Below are 16291 nucleotides of genomic sequence, written 5' to 3'. Positions count from 1 at the left end.
GATGCGCTGCGGTCAGGCCGTGGGAGCAGCAGAGGGCACGGCGAGCTCGCCAGTGAGGTACTGCGCGCGCCCGAATCCGAACGACCAGTCCTGAGGGCCGTTCTCGACATAGCCGATGAAGACGTCCTCGCCCACGACGCCCACCGCAGCGAGTCGGGCTGCGATCTCGGCGTACAGGCTCTGCTTCATCTGATCGCTGCGCCCACGCTGGGTGAAGATCTGGATGATCACGGGGTCGGTCCGATCGAAGCCGAGACCGGCATCCTCCGCGATGATCGTGGTCGCCGATCGAGAGGTGATCACCTGGAATCGGTCGCGGACTGGGATGCCGTAGACCTCGACGATCGCGTCGTGGATCGCTTCCGAGATCTCCTGGGAGTTCGAGCGGGCGTCGCTGTGGTCGATCCGTACGAGTGGCATGGTTCCTCCTGAGTATTTGTCCTGACATTCTCACATTATTAGAATCAGTCCGTCAAACCCTTGCGCCCAAACACTCCTCCATGCGAGAATGTCTTTACATGGAACGCTTTGTCACGTTCCGCATCACCCCTTCCGTCGCCGCGGCATCCACCGTGCGGCGACTGCACGCAAAGGAGCGTCCTCGTGTCGAATTCCCGCATCACCAGACCGTCGTCGGTTGTGACCGGCGGCACCGCAGGGCGGGGGTTCCTCGCTCGCCTCACGGTGATCTCCACCCTCGGCGGTCTGCTCTTCGGTTACGACACCGGAGTCATCTCCGGTGCACTGCTGTACATGCGCGATGACCTCGCGATGTCGACAGGAGAGGAAGCCTGGGTCGTCAGCGCACTCCTCTTCCCCGGCGCCGCCTTCGGCGCGCTCCTGGGTGGGCGCATCGCCGATGCGCTCGGGCGCAAGCGCAGCCTTCTCGTCTGCGCCGTGATCTTCCTGATCGGAGCCGTCGCCTGCGCGATCGCCCCGAACGTCACGATCATGGTCGTCGCGCGCATCTTCCTCGGGTTCGGAGTCGGCGCCGCTGCCGTGGCGTGCCCGCTCTACCTCGCAGAGATGGCGCCGGCCGACAAGCGCGGACGTATGGTCACGATCAACGAGCTGATGATCGTCACGGGTCAGCTGCTCGCCTTCGCGATCAACGCACTGCTCGCCGTGCTGATCAGTGACACGCACGTCTGGCGCATCATGCTGGCAGTCGCATCCGTGCCCGCGATCATCCTGCTCGTCGGCATGCTGCTCCTGCCCGAATCACCCCGCTGGTTCGGCGCCCGAGGTCGTCTCGATGAAGCGCGACTGGTGCTCAGCAAGAGCCGTACGCCCGAGGAGGTCGAGACAGAGCTCGCCGAGATCGCGCAGAACGCGAGCGTCGAGGGCGATCAGCGTCGCCACGCCTGGCGCGCGCTGCGCGACAACCGCTGGATGCGTCGGCTCCTGTACGTCGGCTTCGGTCTCGCGACGGTGCAGCAGGCCACTGGCATCAACACGGTCAACTACTACGCTCCCAGCATCCTCACCCAGACGGGCCTCGGCGACCAGGCCGCCCTCATCGCGACGATCGGCGTCGGGCTCACCAGCGTCATCATGACCATCGTGGGGATCTGGTTGATCGGATTCATCGGCCGTCGCAGGATGCTGGCCATCGGCTTCAGCGGCGTGGTCGGCTCGCAGATCGTGCTCTCCCTGGTCTTCCTGCTGCCCCAGTCAGACGGGGTCAGCTACCTGATCCTCGCCGCGATGATGCTCTTCGTCGCCTTCGTGCAGGGCTTCATCGGCACCGTCGTCTGGCTGCTGCTGAGCGAGATCTTCCCGCTGGCGATCCGCGGACTCGCGATGGGGCTCGCCGTGTTCGTGCTCTGGACCGTGAACGCGTTCATCTCGTTCGTCTTCCCGCAGATCGTCGAAGGCATCGGTTCGACCTGGACTTTCGCGCTCTTCGCGGCGATCAACGCCGTCTCGCTGTGGTTCGTGCTCACCCAGGTTCCTGAGACCAAGGGCCGCTCGCTCGAGACGCTCGAGACGGACTTCCGCACCCAGGCGATCCGCACGATCCCTCGTCGGGAGCGCCTCGCGGGACGTTGATGCATCGCCTCTGAGAAGGGGTGGCGAGCCTGACCGGCTCGCCACCCCCTTTCTTCGTGCGCCCCGGCCATGGACAAGCCCCCTCCTCGAGATCGAGGAGGGGGCTTTTCTGCGCGACGCGCGACTCGTGCGCGGGACTCAGCCGATCAGTTCGCGCAGCCTCTGCAGCTGGAAGCGCGAGACCTCGTCTGCCCGCTCATCCTCGGCGAAGACGTTCGAGACCAACAGCGCATCGGGGCGATCGAGATAGCCGGTCGCCCGCAGCGTGTCGAACAGCTCGATCCAGTTCACGTCGCCGTCGCCGATCTGCAGGTGCTGGTGCACGCGGGCCGCGTTGCCGGGCGGGTTCGAGATGTAGCGCAGGCCGTGAGAGCGATGGTGGTCGAATGTGTCGGCGGCGTAGACCGCGCCGAGTCGCTCACCGATCTCAGGAAGCAGAGTCGCCGCACGGTCGCCGTAGTGGAACGTGTGAGAGGCGACGTACACGAATCCGACGGCCGACGAGTTCAGCCCGCGGATGACCCGCCAGGCCTCGAGCCCGTCCTCGACGAAGTCGTCGGGGTGCGGGTCGATGTTCAACCGCACCCCCTCCCGCTCGAGCAGGGGCAGCAGCTCCTCCATCGAGCGGTAGAACGCGTCTTCGCTCTCCTCCTGGAGCTCCGGTCGACCCGAGAACTCGGTGTTCAGCACCGGGGCGTCCAGAGCGACGGCCAGCTCGATGATGCGCCGCATGTTGCGCACGGCCGCTGTGCGTTCCGCCTCGACGGGAGACGAGATGCGCTGCACCGGGAGCAGCGCGGGGATCGTCACACCCGCGTCCGCCGCGCGCTTCTTGAGAGCCGCGGCGAGCGCATCATCCGCCTTCGGATGCCGGAAGAACGGGGCGAAGTCGGCGTGCGGCGTGAGGTGCAGATACTCGTACCCGAGACGTGCGGCGACATCAGGGAAGTCGAGGAGCGCGTGATCGTGGTGGTACGGCGTGGGGTCGAGTGCGATGCGGACCATGTCGGTTCCTCTCCGGCTCAGGCGTAGAACGCAGGACGCTCAGCTGCCTCGACGGGAACGATACCGCCGTCGAGCGCCTTGACCCCCGCCTCGCACGCGAGTGCGACGAGGTATCCGTCCCAGGCATTCGGACCATCGACAAGACGGCCGTCCTTGACGGCATTCACCCACCGCTGGATCTGGCGGTCGTACGCCTCCGCGAAGCGCGTCGTGAAGCTCGTGTGGTCCTTGATCGAGAACTGTCCGTCGCGCCACTGCTGCAGGCCGGACGGCTGTCCGATGCGGGCGATGCCCTTCTCGAACACCGCCTCGGTGCCGACCTGGTAGCCGAACTGCACGCTCACGTTCATCTCGACATCGACGAGCACACCGTTCTCGAGCTCCATGATCACGAGGATGGGCTCGCGCAGGTGCTCGGGGGTGAGGCTGTTGCGGCGAGGGAACTTGACCTCCACGGACTTCACCGCGGAGTCGGCCAGCCACGGGATCACATCGAATTCATGCACGACCGAATCCGTGATGAGCATCGTCTGCGTATAGCTGTCGGGCACGGACGGGTTGCGGTGCACACCGCGCACCATGACCAGGTCGCCGGCGTCGCCTGAGGCGATCAGTTCGCGCAGGGCCGCGTACTCCGGGTCGAAACGACGCATGAAGCCGATCTGGATGTGCGGCTTGTCGAGCTTCTGCTCGCGCTCGATGATGTCCCACGACGTGGCGGAGTCGGGCGTGAGCGGCTTCTCGCAGAGGATCGGAAGGCCGGCCTCGAGTGCGGGGATCAGCACCGGGGCGTGGAACTGCCCGGGTGTGGCGATCAGCACGGCGTCGACCGCGTGAGCGGCAATCGCGTCTTCGACGCGGCTGAAGGCGGCAGCACCCGGCGCGTTGAACACAGCCGCGGCGGCACGCCCCGGATCCGGCTCGATGATCGCCGAGACGACGGCGCCCGAGATGCGATGGGTGATGCGGGCGATGTGATCGGCGCCCATGAGTCCGGCGCCGACGACGCCAATGCGGAGGTCAGTGGTCATGAGTTCAGTGCTCCAGAAAGAGAAGGGATCAGTGGATGCGGGCGAGGTGCGTGCATCCGAAGATGTGCTCGCGTGTGCGCTGGGCGATGGGGAAGGGACGGTCGACGTCGCAGCCGTACATGTCCTGCTCGACGATCGCGAAGATCTCGGAGTCGATCGCGGCGACCGCGTCGATGATCGGTCCGAGATCTGGCACGCCGTGCGGCGGCTCGATCATGATCCCCTGCGTGACGGCATCCGCGAAGGGAACGTCGTTCTTCAGCACGTCGAAGAGCAGCGGGGTGTCGACCTGCTTGAGATGCAGGTATCCGATGCGCTCGGGGCGCTCCTGGATGAGCTTGACGTTGTCGCCGCCGTAGTAGGCGAAGTGGCCGGTGTCGAGGCACAGGTTGGTGTACCGCTCGTCGGTCTCGTCGAGGAAGCGCACGACCTCACGAGTGGTGCCCACGTGGCTGTCCGCGTGCGAGTGGAACTGCTGCTTCACTCCGAATTCTTCGAGCAGAGCCTTGCCCAGACGGTCGTGCCCTGCCGCGAGCTTCTTCCACTGCTCGTCGGTGAGGGTCCGCGCCTCGAGCACCTCGCTCGTCGCGTCGCTGCGCCACAGGTCGGGGATGACCACCAGATGCTCTGCACCCAGCTTGGAGGCGAGTCCGGCGACGGCGAGGGCCTGGTCCCAGGCGCGCTGCCACTGGTCGTCGCCCTTGTGGAACCCGGTGAAGACGGTGCCCGCAGACAGCTTGAGCCCCCGCGAGCCGAGCTCGTCCTCGAGCTGATGCGGGTCGGTCGGCAGGTACCCGTACGGGCCGAGCTCGATCCACGAGTACCCGGCGGCGACGACCTCGTCGAGGAAGCGCTGCCAGGGCACCTGCTTCGGGTCGTCCGGGAACCAGACGCCCCAGGAATCGGGAGCGGTGCCGATGCGCAGACCCGGGTTGGCGCCTGCGGCCGCGGATGCGGTGGTGGTGGTGTCAGTCATGTCAGTTCTCCGTTGAAGTCAGCCGAGGAGCGGACGCTGGTGCGCCTGCTGTGCGAGGTACTCGGTGCGCGCCTGCTGCGTGCTGGCGAGCGTGGAGACCTCGGGGACGGGCACGTCCCACCACCCGTCGCCGTCCGGCGCATAGATGAGCGGGTCGCTGTTGATGTGGATGAAGGTCGAGGTCGCCGACGCCTTCGCCTCGGCGACAGCCGCCGACAGCGCGTCGATGGCCCCGGCTCCCGGCTCGATCTCGATCACGTCGAGTCCGTAGCTGCGGGCGTTCGCGGCGAGATCGATCGGCAGGGTCTGCTCGCCCTGGAAGTTGCGCGCCTGCGGATCGTACTCGCGATACCACGTGCCGAAGCGGTCGGAGCCGACCGTCTCGGAGAGGTGCCCGATCGACGCGTAGCCGTGGTTCTGGATGAGGACGAAGATCACCTTGATGCCCTCGGCGACGGCCGTCACGAGTTCGGTGTTGAGCATCAGATACGAGCCGTCGCCCACCATGACGATGACATCTCGGTCGTCGCCGTCGGCGACCAGCCCGCGCTTCGCGCCGATTCCGCCCGCGATCTCGTACCCCATGCAGGAGAACGCGTACTCGACGTGGTAGCCGAGGGGGTCGCGCACCCGCCACAGCTTGTGCAGGTCTCCGGGCAGCGAGCCTGCGGCCTGCACGATGACGTCTTCCGGGGCGGAAGCCGACTGCACGGCGCCGATGATCTCGGACTGGCCGGGCAGTGCGAGTCCTGACGGGGCGAAGGCCGCGTCGACGCTCGCGTCCCACGCCGCCTTCTCACGGGCGATGCGCTCGGTGTACTCGGAGGTGATCTCCCACCCCTCGAGCTCGATGGCGAGTTCACTCAGCGCCTCGCGTGCATCGGCGATGACCGGCAACTGCGAGCCGTGCTTGTAGGCGTCGAAAGACGCGATGTTGATGTTCACGAACACGACGTCGGGGTTCTGGAACGCCGTACGGGAGGCGGTCGTGAAATCGCTGTAGCGCGTGCCGATGCCGATCACGACGTCTGCCTCCGCCGCGATGCGGTTCGCTGCCAGAGTGCCGGTCGCGCCGACGCCACCGAGGTACTGCGGGTGATCCCAGACGAGCGAGCCGCCACCCGCCTGCGAGGTGCCGACGGGGATGCCGGTCGCCTCGACGAGCGTGCGCAGGTGATCTTCCGCACCGGAGTAGAGCACGCCGCCACCGGCGACGATGAACGGGCGCTTCGCCGATCGGATGGCGGCGACCGCACGAGCGAGCGCCGCGCGCTCCGGCAGCGGCCGGCGCACGTGCCACTCGCGGTCCTGCAGGAACTCCAGCGGCACGTCGATGCGCTCGGCCTGCACGTCCTCCGGCAGCGCGATCGTCACCGCTCCGGTCTGCACCGGGTCGGTGAGAGCGCGCATCGCGCCGAGCGCGATCGAGTACAGCTGCTCAGGGCGCTGAACTCGGTCGAAGAACGCCGACAGCGGCCGGAAGGCATCGGTCACCTGGATGCCGGGGTCGTGCGGGTGCTCGAGCTGCTGAAGGACGGGATCGGCCACGCGGGTGGCGAAGGTGTCGCTCGGCAGCAGCAGCGCGGGAAGCCGGTTCGAGGTCGCCAGGGCTGCCGCGGTCAGCATGTTCGCCGCACCCGGTCCGACCGAGGCCGCGGAGGCGAGAGTGCCGCGGCGCCGGTGCATCCGGGCGTATCCGACGGACTGGTGGACCATCGCCTGCTCGTTGCGCGCCTGGTAGTAGGGCATCAGGTCGGGCTGCTCGACGTTGAACTGCTTGAGCGCCTGGCCGATGCCGGCGACGTTGCCGTGTCCGAAGATGCCGAACATGCCCGCGACCGTGCGCTCGCGGATGTCGCCGTCGACGGTCCACTGGTGTCCGAGGAACTCGACCAGCGCCTGGCTGACGGTCATCGTCTTCGTGTTCACCATCAGGGCTGGCCTTCCTTGTCGTTCTCGTTCTCGTAGGGCAGCCGGGAGTCGAACTCCTGACCGTCCCAGGTGTCGCGAACCCACGCATGAGCGGGATCGTCGCTGATCAGCCACGTGCGTTCCGGGTCGGGACCCGCCATGACGTTGAGGTAGTAGAGGTCGTACCCCGGGGCGGCGACGGCCGGGCCGTGATAGCCATAGGGCACGAGTGCGATGTCACCGGTGCCGACCATCGCATTGATGTCGATCTCACCTGCGGGCGAGGAGTAGGTGCTGAACATCCCGAAGGCGCCGTCGGCCGCGTCCGGGTTGCCGCCCGAGCGCGACGGGGCGCTCTCGAAGTAATAGATCTCCTCGAGGCGCGACTCGTGCCCCGGCTTGTGCTCGTCGTGCTTGTGCGGAGGGTACGACGACCAGTTCTCGGCCGGGGTGATGACCTCGCAGACGATCAGCCGAGCGGCGTCCAGCGCCTGCGGAGTGCCGAAGTTGTGCACCTGACGGCTGGAGCGCCCCGCCCCGCGGAGCTCCACGGGCGTCTCCTCGGCGGCGATGTACTGCCAGTCGCGACGCTCGGCGGTCGGCGCTTCGGTGACCGCGACGCGGCCTTCGCCGCTGATGGTCGCCGTCGTGCCGATCGACAGATACAGCACGTCGGTCGGCCCGTCGAACACCGACGCACGACCGTGCAGTCGTGTGTGCCACTCACCCGGGTGATGGTGATGCGCGATGCGGAACGACCCGGCCAGCGGCACGATGACCCGCTCGACGTCGAGGGCCGTGAGCTCGAGCTCGTCGCCCTCCGTCAGCTCGGCGATGCGGATGCCGGTGTGCTGCCACCCGGCGAGCGAGGCGTCGACCACGCTCTGCCATCCGTCGCGCGCGAGTGTGCCGCGTCGGTGGAACCAGCGATCTTCTGTGGTGCTCATCTTCGTGCTCTCAGAGGAATGGATGCCGCCCGCTCCCCCGCGGGCGGCATCCGGATCGGGTCAGTTGTTCTGCGGGAATCCGAGGTTGATTCCGCCGTGCGTGGCCGGGTCGAGCCAGCGGCTGGTGATCGCCTTCTCCCGCGTGAAGAAGTCGAACCCGTGCACACCGTACGCCTTCGCGTCGCCGAAGAGCGAGGCCTTCCAGCCGCCGAACGAGTGGTACGCGACCGGCACGGGGATCGGCACGTTGATGCCGATCATCCCGACCTCCACCTCGCTCTGGAAGCGCCGGGCGGCGCCTCCGTCGTTGGTGAAGATGGCGGTGCCGTTGCCGAACTCGCCCGAGTTGATCAGGTCGAGACCCTCCTGGAAGGTCTGCACCCTCACGACCGAGAGCACCGGGCCGAAGATCTCCTCGGTGTAGGCGCGCGACGTGGTCGGGATGTCGTCGATCAGGGTCGGCCCGAAGAAGAAGCCGTCTTCGTGTCCGTCGATCGTGAGGCCGCGTCCGTCGACGACGATCTTCGCGCCGTCAGCTTCTGCGATGTCGACGTACGAGGCGACCTTGTCGCGGTGCACACCGGTGATCAGGGGTCCCATGTCGGGCTCGACGCCGTCGACACCCGCGCCGTTGCCGATGCGCAGGTTCGCGATGCGCTCCGAGACCTTGGCGATCAGTTCGTCGGCGACGGGCTCGACGGCCAGCACGACCGAGATCGCCATGCAGCGCTCGCCAGCGGCGCCGTATCCGGCGTTGACGGCCTGGTCGGCGACCAGGTCGAGATCGGCGTCGGGCAGCACCAGCATGTGGTTCTTCGCGCCGCCGAGAGCCTGCACCCGCTTGCCGTTCTTCGACGCCGTCTCGTAGATGTACTGTGCGATCGGGGTCGAGCCCACGAACGAGATCGACTGCACGACCGGGCTGTGGAGCAGACCGTCGACAGCGAGCTTGTCGCCCTGCAGCACCGTGAACACACCGTCGGGAAGACCGGCTTCCTTCCAGAGCTGCGCGAGCCAGAGGGCGGCGGAAGGGTCCTTCTCGCTGGGCTTGAGCACGACCGCGTTGCCTGCGGCGATCGCGACCGGGAAGAACCACATCGGCACCATGGCGGGGAAGTTGAACGGGCTGATGATGCCGACCACTCCGAGGGGCTGCTTGAGCGAGTAGACATCGACTCCGGTCGAGGCGTTCTCGCTGAAGGCCCCCTTGATGAGGTGCGGGAATCCGGTCGCGAGTTCGACGACCTCCTGGCCGCGGAGGATCTCGCCCATGGCGTCGGAGACGACCTTGCCGTGCTCGGCCGTGATGATCTCGGCGAGCTCGCGCTTGCGGGCGTTCAACAGCTCGCGGAACGCGAAGATGACGGTCTGACGCTTGGCGATCGAGTAGGTCTTCCAGACCTGGTATCCGCGCTGGGCGGATTCGATCGCCGCGTCGATCTCGGCCTGGTCGGCCAGCGCGACGTGCGCCTGCACCGCCCCGGTCGCGGGGTTGTAGACGGGCGCGGTGCGTCCGCTGCTCGATGGACTGTCGGCGCCGTCGATCCAGTGGGAGATGACGCGGGGTTCAGTGGTGGTCATGAGTGATCCTTCGGGGAGGCAGTTCAGCGGATGGAGGCGGCGGCGCCGCGGACGAGCCCGGCTGCGGCATCGACCGCAGAGGCGACGTCACCATCAGGGGGATAGAGGAGCGTGCGGCCGACGGTGAGCCCGCGCACGCCGGGAAGGGTGAGAGCGTCCTCCCACGCGGCGAACGTCTGGTCGGGATCGGCGCCGGAGTCGCCGCCGAGAAGCAGCGTCGGCATGGTGGTCGCCGCCATCACCCGCTCCATGTCCTCGACCACCGGGAGCTTCATCCACGTGTACGCAGACGACGCGCCGAGGCCGGCCGCGATGGCGATCGAGGCGATGACGGCATCCGTCGAGAGATCGTTGACGATGTGACCGTCTTTCCAGCGGCTGAGGAACGGCTCGAGCATGATCGGCAGCCGAGCTCTCGCGGCGGCGGTGACAGCGTCGGCCGTCGCCTGCAGCGTGGGTGCGGTTCCTGCATCGTCGAGGTTGATCCGGATCAGGGTCTTCGCGAAATCCGCGCCGATCGCTGCGAGCTCGTCGACGGTGTAGGCGCCGTACCGGTCGTCCATCTCGAACGTCGCGCCCCGCAGACCGCCTCGGTTCATGGACCCGACGACGATCTTGTCGTCGAGCAGCCCGAGGGCGGCCAGGTCGTCGATGATGTCCGGGGTGCCGAGCACGCCGTCGACGCCCGGGCGCTTCAACGCCGTCGCGAGCCGATCGAGCAGGTCATACCGATCGGCCATCGCCATGGGGTCGGAGCCCACGGCGAGAGCGCCGCGGGCGGGGTGGTCGGCGGCGACGATGAACAGCTTCCCGTCGACCCCGAGCAGGTCGCGGCGGCGGCGGTCGCGCAGTCGCGTGGCGATCTCGTGCGGCGCTGAGGCGCGCAGGTCACGGAGACGGGAGAAGTCGTCTGCCGAGAGGGTGATGCCGGTCATCCTCGGGCTCCTTCGAGTAGTTGCTGCACCTCGGACACGGTGGGCATGGCGGTCGAGCATTCCAGTCGCGAGGCGACGATCGCGCCGGCGACGTTGGCGAACCGGAGGATCTCCTCGAGACCCCAGCCCGAGAGGAGCCCGTGACACAGGGCGCCGCCGAACGCGTCGCCGGCACCGAGGCCGTTGACGACGTCCACGAAGTGGGGCGGCACCTCGACCGTCTCGTCGGCCGTCTTGGCGAGCACGCCCTTCGGTCCCTGCTTGACGATGGCCAGGCGCACACCGCGCTCCAGCAGAGCATCCGCGGCTCGGAGGGGCTCGGTCTCGCCGACGGCGACCTCGCACTCCTCGCGATTGCCGACGGCCACGGTCACGTGCTCGAGAGCGCGACCCACCTGAGCGGTCGCCTCGCTCGGGTCGGCCCAGAACATGGGCCGGTAGTCGAGATCGAGGACTGTGTGATCTGCGCGACCACGCATCGCCCAGGCATCGAAGTGCGTCTGGCGGCTGGGCTCCTGCGAAAGACCGGTCACCGTCGCCCAGAGGACGCCGGCTGCACGGATGGCGCCCGCATCGAGCTGGTCGGACGTGATGTTGAGGTCCGGTGCCTTCGGCTCGCGGTAGAAGTACAGCGGGAAATCATCGGGAGGGAAGATCTCGCAGAAGGTGATGGGCGTCTTCAGATCCGGATCGACGGCGACGGCAGAGTCGTCCACGCCGAGCCTCGTGAGCTCCCGATGCAGGTAGCGACCGAAGGGGTCGTCGCCCGTCCGGGAGACGAGCTGCACGGCCCGACCGTAACGAGCGGCAGCCACGGCGACGTTCGCCGCGCTTCCGCCGAGGTACTTGCCGAACGTCGATACGTCCTCGAGACCGACGCCACTTTCGAGGGGGTAGATGTCGACGCCGAGGCGCCCGAGGGCGACGACGTCGAAGGTCTTTTCTCCGGTCATACTCCTGTGTACAACTTTCCTGATCGCAATGGGCGGGATATGTCTTAACAATAACACAAGGGAAGATTCTTGCAAGGGGTCCGCGCGCCCGGCTCTCACGCTCCGAGGTGACAAAGTCTGTAGGAGGTAATATTGTCGCGACAAACGAGGGAGACCACGAGATGGCGACGACGGACGGCGTATGGCCGGACCACCTGTTCCACGATCTGGACCGCACAGGGCCGATTCCCCTGTACTTCCAGGTGTCGAGCAGGCTCGAGGCGGCGATCCGATCGGGCGAGATCCCGCCGGGTGCGCGCCTCGAGAACGAGATCGCGATCGGTGAGCGCCTGGGACTCTCTCGCCCGACCGTTCGGCGGGCGATCCAGGAGCTCGTGGATCGGGGCCTCCTCGTACGTCGCCGCGGAATCGGCACGCAGGTGGTGCAAGGGCAGGTGACCCGCCAGGTCGAGCTCACCAGCCTCTTCGACGACCTGCAGAGCACGAAGCACAGCCCCGGAACGACAGTGCTGCTGCACGAGCTCTCCCCCGCCCCCGAGAACGTCGCCGAGCACCTGAGCGTCCCAGCGGGCGCCGAGGTGCTGCACATCCGCCGCCGTCGCACCTCCGACGGCAGCCCCGTGGCGATCCTCGAGAACTGGTTCCCCGCCGATATCGCCGAGATCACCCGGGAGCAGCTGGAGGATCAGGGCCTCTACCAGATTCTGCGCAGTCGAGGCGTGACGATCCGCGTCGCGAAGCAGCGGATCGGCGCCCGACGGGCTCACGACGATGAGGGCAAGCTGCTCGACATCGATCGCGACGGGCCCGTGCTGCAGATGGAGCGCACCTCGTTCGACGGCGCCGGCCGAGCGATCGAGTTCGGAGTGCACATCTACCGACCCGATCTGTACAGCTTCGAGACCACGCTGGTCGCCAAGTAGCGCGACCGGCTCGCCCTCACCGCAGCAGCATGCTGATGGTGTTGCGGAGCGTCGAGGCGACGAGCTCATCGTCGAGCTCCGCGACCTTGTCGCAGAAGATCTCCGAGCAGTACCAGCTGTCGTACCCGGTGGAGCGGACAGCGTCCACCCATTCCTGCAGCGGGATGTCGCCCGCACCGGTCCATACGTTGCGAGAGACTCCCTGATCGGGGATCTCCCCCGCGGGCACATGCAGGCCGTCGCAGACGTGCACGGCCGCGATCAGATCGGCGGGCAGCGCCGCGACGTCCTCCGGCGCGTCGCCCGATGCCCAGAAGTGCCAGAAGTCCACACACAGCCTCACGTTCGCCCGGTCGATCCGCTCGAAGATCTCGAGTGCCTGCGACACGCGGTTGATCGGCGACCACGCCAACGGCTCCAGATACAGACCCACCCCGTGATCGGCTGCGATGTCCGCGGCGAGCGCGACCCGGTGAGCCGTCTCGGCCAGTGACTCGGCGTCCGTCAGGCCGAGCGAGCCGCGATAGCGCAGGTCGCCGGGCGTCAGCGTCCCTGCGCGAAAGTCCTTGACGACCTGCACGTCGACCGGCCCCGTGCACATCTGCACGAAGGGAGCGCCGATCACTTCGGCCACCTCGGCCAGCCGAGTGGCATCGCGGACGAACCGGTCGTGAGGTGCCTCCTGGATCGCTCCCACTCCCGAGACGGCGAACCCGTCGAGCGGACCCACGAGGTCGCGCGAAGTGTAGCCGGCGTCGAGGAACCGGAACAGCTTCGGCGTCTGCAACTCCACCGCATCGAATCCGGCCGACTTCGCGACGGCGATGTCTCGCAGGGTGGTGCCGTGGAAAGAAGCGGTGGAATTCATCGAGATCTTCACTTACCCACCCTATAGGTCCGAATGTCAGAACATTCTATTGACTTCTTGCCAGGTGCTGGATACGCTCAGCGCACCAATGACGGTAGCCGGAACCCGCCGGCGCAAGAAAGGATCACGACGTCGTGACACTCACACACAGCTCCCGCACCGGGATGGCACTCGTCGCCGTCGCCGTGTCGGCCCTCGCCCTGGCGGGCTGCTCCGCCGCCGCCTCCGACGGCTCGACCGACGCGTCCAGTGGTCTCGAGAGCGGCTACGGCTCTCTCGCCGAGAACCGCAACGCCTACTTCTTCACCTACTACAACCCGGCGGGCGATCCCTTCTGGGCCCAGATCCTGCAGGGCGGCGAGGATGCCGCCGAACTCGGAGATCTGACGCTCACACACCAGACCGCCGAGGGCGATCCCGACAAGATGGTCGACCTCGTGCAGACGGCGATCGCCACCGACCCCGCCCTGATCTTCATGCCCTTCAACGAGGGCGAGAAGTGGGTGGGCGTCGCCTGCGACGCCGCCGAGGCGGGCATCACCGTCGTCGCCTACAACGTGCCGGCGCCCGAGTCGGCCGCCGATTGCGTGTCGGGCTTCGTGGGGCAGGACTTCTTCGAAGTCGGGGAGATCGTCGGCGAACGGCTCGTCGAAGAAGCAGGTCTCGGAAGCGGAGACAAGGTCCTGCTCCCCGCCGAAGAGCCCGAGCAGGCCTACGCGATCAACCGGGGCGGCGGCGTGCAGTCCTCGCTCGACGAGGTCGGCGCGAAGGGCGAATTCCTTCGCACCTCGGGCAACGACGAGGAAGCGCTCAACTCCCTGACCGCCTGGCTCACGGCCAACCCGGATGTCGCCGCGATCGCTCCTCTCGGCGGCACCCCGCACCGGAACATCGTCGCCGCGATGGAGGCGGCCGGAGTGAAGGTGCCGGTCGTCGGCTTCGACACCTCGCCGCAGGTCGTCGCGGGCATCAAGAGCGGCGACATCATCGCGACCGCCGACCAGCAGGGGTATGTGCAGGGATTCCAGTCCGTCACGCAGGGAATCCTCTACATCGACTTCGGCCTCTCCCCCGCCAACATCAACTCCGGCGGGCGCGGCCTGATCGACGAGTCGAACGTCGATCTGCTCGAGAACGACAAGCTCAAGGGCGTCCGTTTCTGAGAGCTCGACTCGCGGGGGCCGCAGCCTGGGGCGCGGCCCCCGCCTCCTTCTTCCTCACTTCCCCGAAAGGCATGAGATGTCTCAGCCCACAGAAAGACCGCGCGAGCACGTCCTGACTGCTCCCGCACCGACCGAGACCGTCGTCACCGGGCGGATGCTCGGCGACAGCACCCCGCGGACGTTCGGCGATTCCCTCCGCGAGAGCATCCGCTACAGCCGAGGCCGCGGCGCACTCGAGATCGGCGTGATCGTCGCCCTGGTGCTCATCGGCTTCATCATCGCCGGCTCGGTGGCCCCCGCCGCCTTCCCCTTCCTCTCTGCGAGCAATCTGTCCGGAGTCATCTCGCAGAGCATCCCCGTGCTCGCGCTGCTCGGCCTCGGAGCCGGCATCCTGATGGTGGCCGGCGAGTTCGACCTCTCGCTCGGCGCGAACGTCGGCTTCACCGCGATCGTCTTCATCAACGTCTCCGAGAGCGTCGGTTGGGGCTGGGGCATCGTCGCCGGACTCGCCACCTCCACCTCCATCGCTCTGATCAACGGACTCATCGTGGTGCTCACCCGCATCCCGTCCTTCATCGCCACACTCGGCATGGGGTTCTTCTGGGTGGGCGCGAGCATCTTCGTCAACGGCACCTCTCCCGCCATCCTCGTCGACGGCAAGGACGACGTTCTCGTCACGGTGTTCGCCGGCGACTTCGGCTTCTTCCGGTCGCAGTTGGTCTGGCTGGTCCTGATCGGCCTCGCCGCGTGGGCGTTCCTGCATCGCCACAAGCTCGGCAACCACATCTTCGCAGTGGGCGGCAACGCGTCTGCGGCCAAGGCGATCTCGATCAAGCCCAACTCCGTGCGTCTCCTGGCCTTCGGAGTCTTCGGCCTGCTCGTCGGTTTCGCGTCGATCCTGATCTCCGTCCGCACCGGCTCCATGCAGCCGGGCAGCACCGATGATTACACGCTCATGGCGATCGCTGCGGCCGTCGTCGGCGGCACCTCGCTCAATGGCGGTCGCGGGTCGGTCATCGGCATGATCATCGGCGCCGCCCTGATCCGACTCATCGAGAACGGCCTGATCCTCGCCAAGGCACCGGGCTTCTACATCCAGCTCTTCGTCGGCCTCATCATCGTGATCGCCGCCGTCTTCAACAAGCTCATGGAAGGCAAGGCATCATGACCTCCGACTACCTGCTGCGTCTCGAGGGCGTGACCAAGAAGTACGGTGCGAACACCGTGCTGAAGGACGTCTCGTTCGACATCGGCCGCGGCGAGGTCGTCGGCCTGCTCGGCGACAATGGCGCAGGCAAGTCGACCCTCGTGAAGATCATGTCCGGTGTCGTGCCGATGACCTCGGGGGCCTACTACTGGGACGGCGCCGCCGTGCCGACCGTCAACCGACCGACCACCGAGTCGCTGGGCGTCGAGACGATCTTCCAGGACTCCGCCCTCGTCGATCAGATGTCGATCACCCGCAACATCTTCATGGGGCGGGAGATCACGAACCCCCTCGGCTTCATGAAGTTGAAGCAGATGGATGCCATCGCGACGAACATCCTCGACACCGTCGTCACGATCGAAGGCATCAAGAGTTCGAAGCAGCTCGTCTCGTCGCTGTCGGGAGGACAGGCGCAGGCCGTCGCGATCGCGCGGGCAGTGCACTTCAAGCGCAGCCTGCTCATCCTCGACGAGCCGACATCGGCCCTGGCCGTGCGTGCGACCGAGGCTCTTCTGGACTACCTCCGACAGCTCAAGACCGAGGGAGTGAGCTCGGTTCTCGTCACCCACAACCTGCACCACGCCTACAAGGTCTGCGATCGGCACATCGTGATGAATCACGGCAGGAAGATCCTCGATGTGCGGCGCGAGGACACCAGTGTCGAAGAGCTGACCGCAGCCGTGGTCGAGGGCCAGATCGGGGTCGACCGCTTCCGCGCCGGAGTGGGCATCTGACCGGC

15 protein-coding genes are annotated in these 16291 nt (G+C 67.1%); 5 read left to right on the top strand and 10 right to left on the bottom strand.

The window, feature by feature from the left end; translation table 11 throughout:
• Positions 1-12: 12 nt before the first annotated feature.
• Positions 13-420 (bottom strand): tautomerase family protein, encoded by a 408-nt coding sequence (locus ACIPV5_RS14380; RefSeq protein ID WP_400341542.1) that lies wholly within the window; start codon positions 418-420, stop codon positions 13-15.
• Positions 421-603: 183 nt separating this feature from the next.
• On the opposite strand from ACIPV5_RS14380, the gene ACIPV5_RS14375 reads away from it, so the two are divergent.
• Positions 604-2052: a sugar porter family MFS transporter gene (locus tag ACIPV5_RS14375; RefSeq protein ID WP_400341540.1), complete on the top strand. Its 1449-nt coding sequence runs from the start codon at positions 604-606 to the stop codon at positions 2050-2052.
• Positions 2053-2190: 138 nt separating this feature from the next.
• On the opposite strand, the gene ACIPV5_RS14370 is transcribed toward ACIPV5_RS14375, so the two are convergent.
• Genes ACIPV5_RS14370 through iolC form a run of 8 tightly spaced genes read right to left on the bottom strand, consistent with a single transcriptional unit; the run spans position 2191 to position 11391 of the window.
• Positions 2191-3057 (bottom strand): sugar phosphate isomerase/epimerase family protein, encoded by an 867-nt coding sequence (locus tag ACIPV5_RS14370; RefSeq protein WP_400341538.1) that lies wholly within the window; start codon positions 3055-3057, stop codon positions 2191-2193.
• Positions 3058-3074: 17 nt separating this feature from the next.
• Entirely contained in the window at positions 3075-4088 is a 1014-nt protein-coding gene (locus ACIPV5_RS14365; protein WP_400341536.1) for a Gfo/Idh/MocA family oxidoreductase, read from the bottom strand.
• Positions 4089-4116: 28 nt separating this feature from the next.
• Positions 4117-5064 carry a sugar phosphate isomerase/epimerase family protein gene (locus tag ACIPV5_RS14360; RefSeq protein WP_400341535.1) on the bottom strand — a complete coding sequence of 316 codons (948 nt, stop codon included), beginning with the start codon at positions 5062-5064 and terminating at the stop codon, positions 4117-4119.
• Between the two features lie 18 nt (positions 5065-5082).
• On the bottom strand, positions 5083-6996 hold the full coding sequence (gene iolD / locus ACIPV5_RS14355) for a 3D-(3,5/4)-trihydroxycyclohexane-1,2-dione acylhydrolase (decyclizing) (protein ID WP_400341533.1): 1914 nt from the start codon (positions 6994-6996) through the stop codon (positions 5083-5085).
• A complete protein-coding gene (iolB, locus tag ACIPV5_RS14350) occupies positions 6996-7922 on the bottom strand; it encodes a 5-deoxy-glucuronate isomerase (RefSeq protein WP_400341531.1) in 927 nt (308 codons plus the stop codon). The genes iolD and iolB overlap by 1 nt, the downstream gene beginning before the upstream one ends.
• A 60-nt stretch (positions 7923-7982) precedes the next feature.
• Positions 7983-9503, bottom strand: coding sequence for a CoA-acylating methylmalonate-semialdehyde dehydrogenase (locus ACIPV5_RS14345; RefSeq protein ID WP_400341529.1), 1521 nt, complete (start codon positions 9501-9503; stop codon positions 7983-7985).
• 23 nt (positions 9504-9526) lie between these two features.
• On the bottom strand, positions 9527-10438 hold the full coding sequence (locus ACIPV5_RS14340) for a deoxyribose-phosphate aldolase (RefSeq protein WP_400341527.1): 912 nt from the start codon (positions 10436-10438) through the stop codon (positions 9527-9529).
• Positions 10435-11391 carry a 5-dehydro-2-deoxygluconokinase gene (gene iolC, locus ACIPV5_RS14335; protein WP_215169501.1) on the bottom strand — a complete coding sequence of 319 codons (957 nt, stop codon included), beginning with the start codon at positions 11389-11391 and terminating at the stop codon, positions 10435-10437. Before iolC ends, ACIPV5_RS14340 begins: the two co-directional genes overlap by 4 nt.
• 161 nt (positions 11392-11552) lie before the next feature.
• On the opposite strand from iolC, the gene ACIPV5_RS14330 reads away from it, so the two are divergent.
• Complete coding sequence (locus ACIPV5_RS14330; protein WP_215169499.1) at positions 11553-12314, top strand: GntR family transcriptional regulator; 762 nt, start codon at positions 11553-11555, stop codon at positions 12312-12314.
• Between the two features lie 16 nt (positions 12315-12330).
• Here ACIPV5_RS14330 and ACIPV5_RS14325 read toward each other — a convergent pair whose 3' ends face one another.
• The gene (locus ACIPV5_RS14325; protein WP_400341525.1) at positions 12331-13194 is read right to left on the bottom strand and encodes a sugar phosphate isomerase/epimerase family protein; all 864 of its coding nucleotides are present in this window, start codon (positions 13192-13194) and stop codon (positions 12331-12333) included.
• Positions 13195-13316: 122 nt separating this feature from the next.
• Here ACIPV5_RS14325 and ACIPV5_RS14320 point away from each other — a divergent pair, with 122 nt between their 5' ends.
• The 3 genes from ACIPV5_RS14320 (at position 13317) to ACIPV5_RS14310 (ending at position 16286) form a co-directional block, all read left to right on the top strand.
• Positions 13317-14345, top strand: coding sequence for a substrate-binding domain-containing protein (locus tag ACIPV5_RS14320; protein WP_400341523.1), 1029 nt, complete (start codon positions 13317-13319; stop codon positions 14343-14345).
• A gap of 76 nt (positions 14346-14421) precedes the next feature.
• A complete protein-coding gene (locus ACIPV5_RS14315; protein WP_400341521.1) occupies positions 14422-15513 on the top strand; it encodes an ABC transporter permease in 1092 nt (363 codons plus the stop codon).
• Positions 15510-16286 (top strand): ATP-binding cassette domain-containing protein, encoded by a 777-nt coding sequence (locus ACIPV5_RS14310; RefSeq protein ID WP_285364499.1) that lies wholly within the window; start codon positions 15510-15512, stop codon positions 16284-16286. Before ACIPV5_RS14315 ends, ACIPV5_RS14310 begins: the two co-directional genes overlap by 4 nt.
• The last annotated feature ends 5 nt before the right edge of the window (positions 16287-16291 follow it).

The organism is Microbacterium sp. NPDC090014 (assembly GCF_044748285.1).
Classification (GTDB): Bacteria; Actinomycetota; Actinomycetes; order Actinomycetales; family Microbacteriaceae; genus Microbacterium.
The sequence above is the reverse complement of the archived record's forward strand: the minus strand, read 5'-3'. Positions and strand labels throughout refer to the sequence as shown.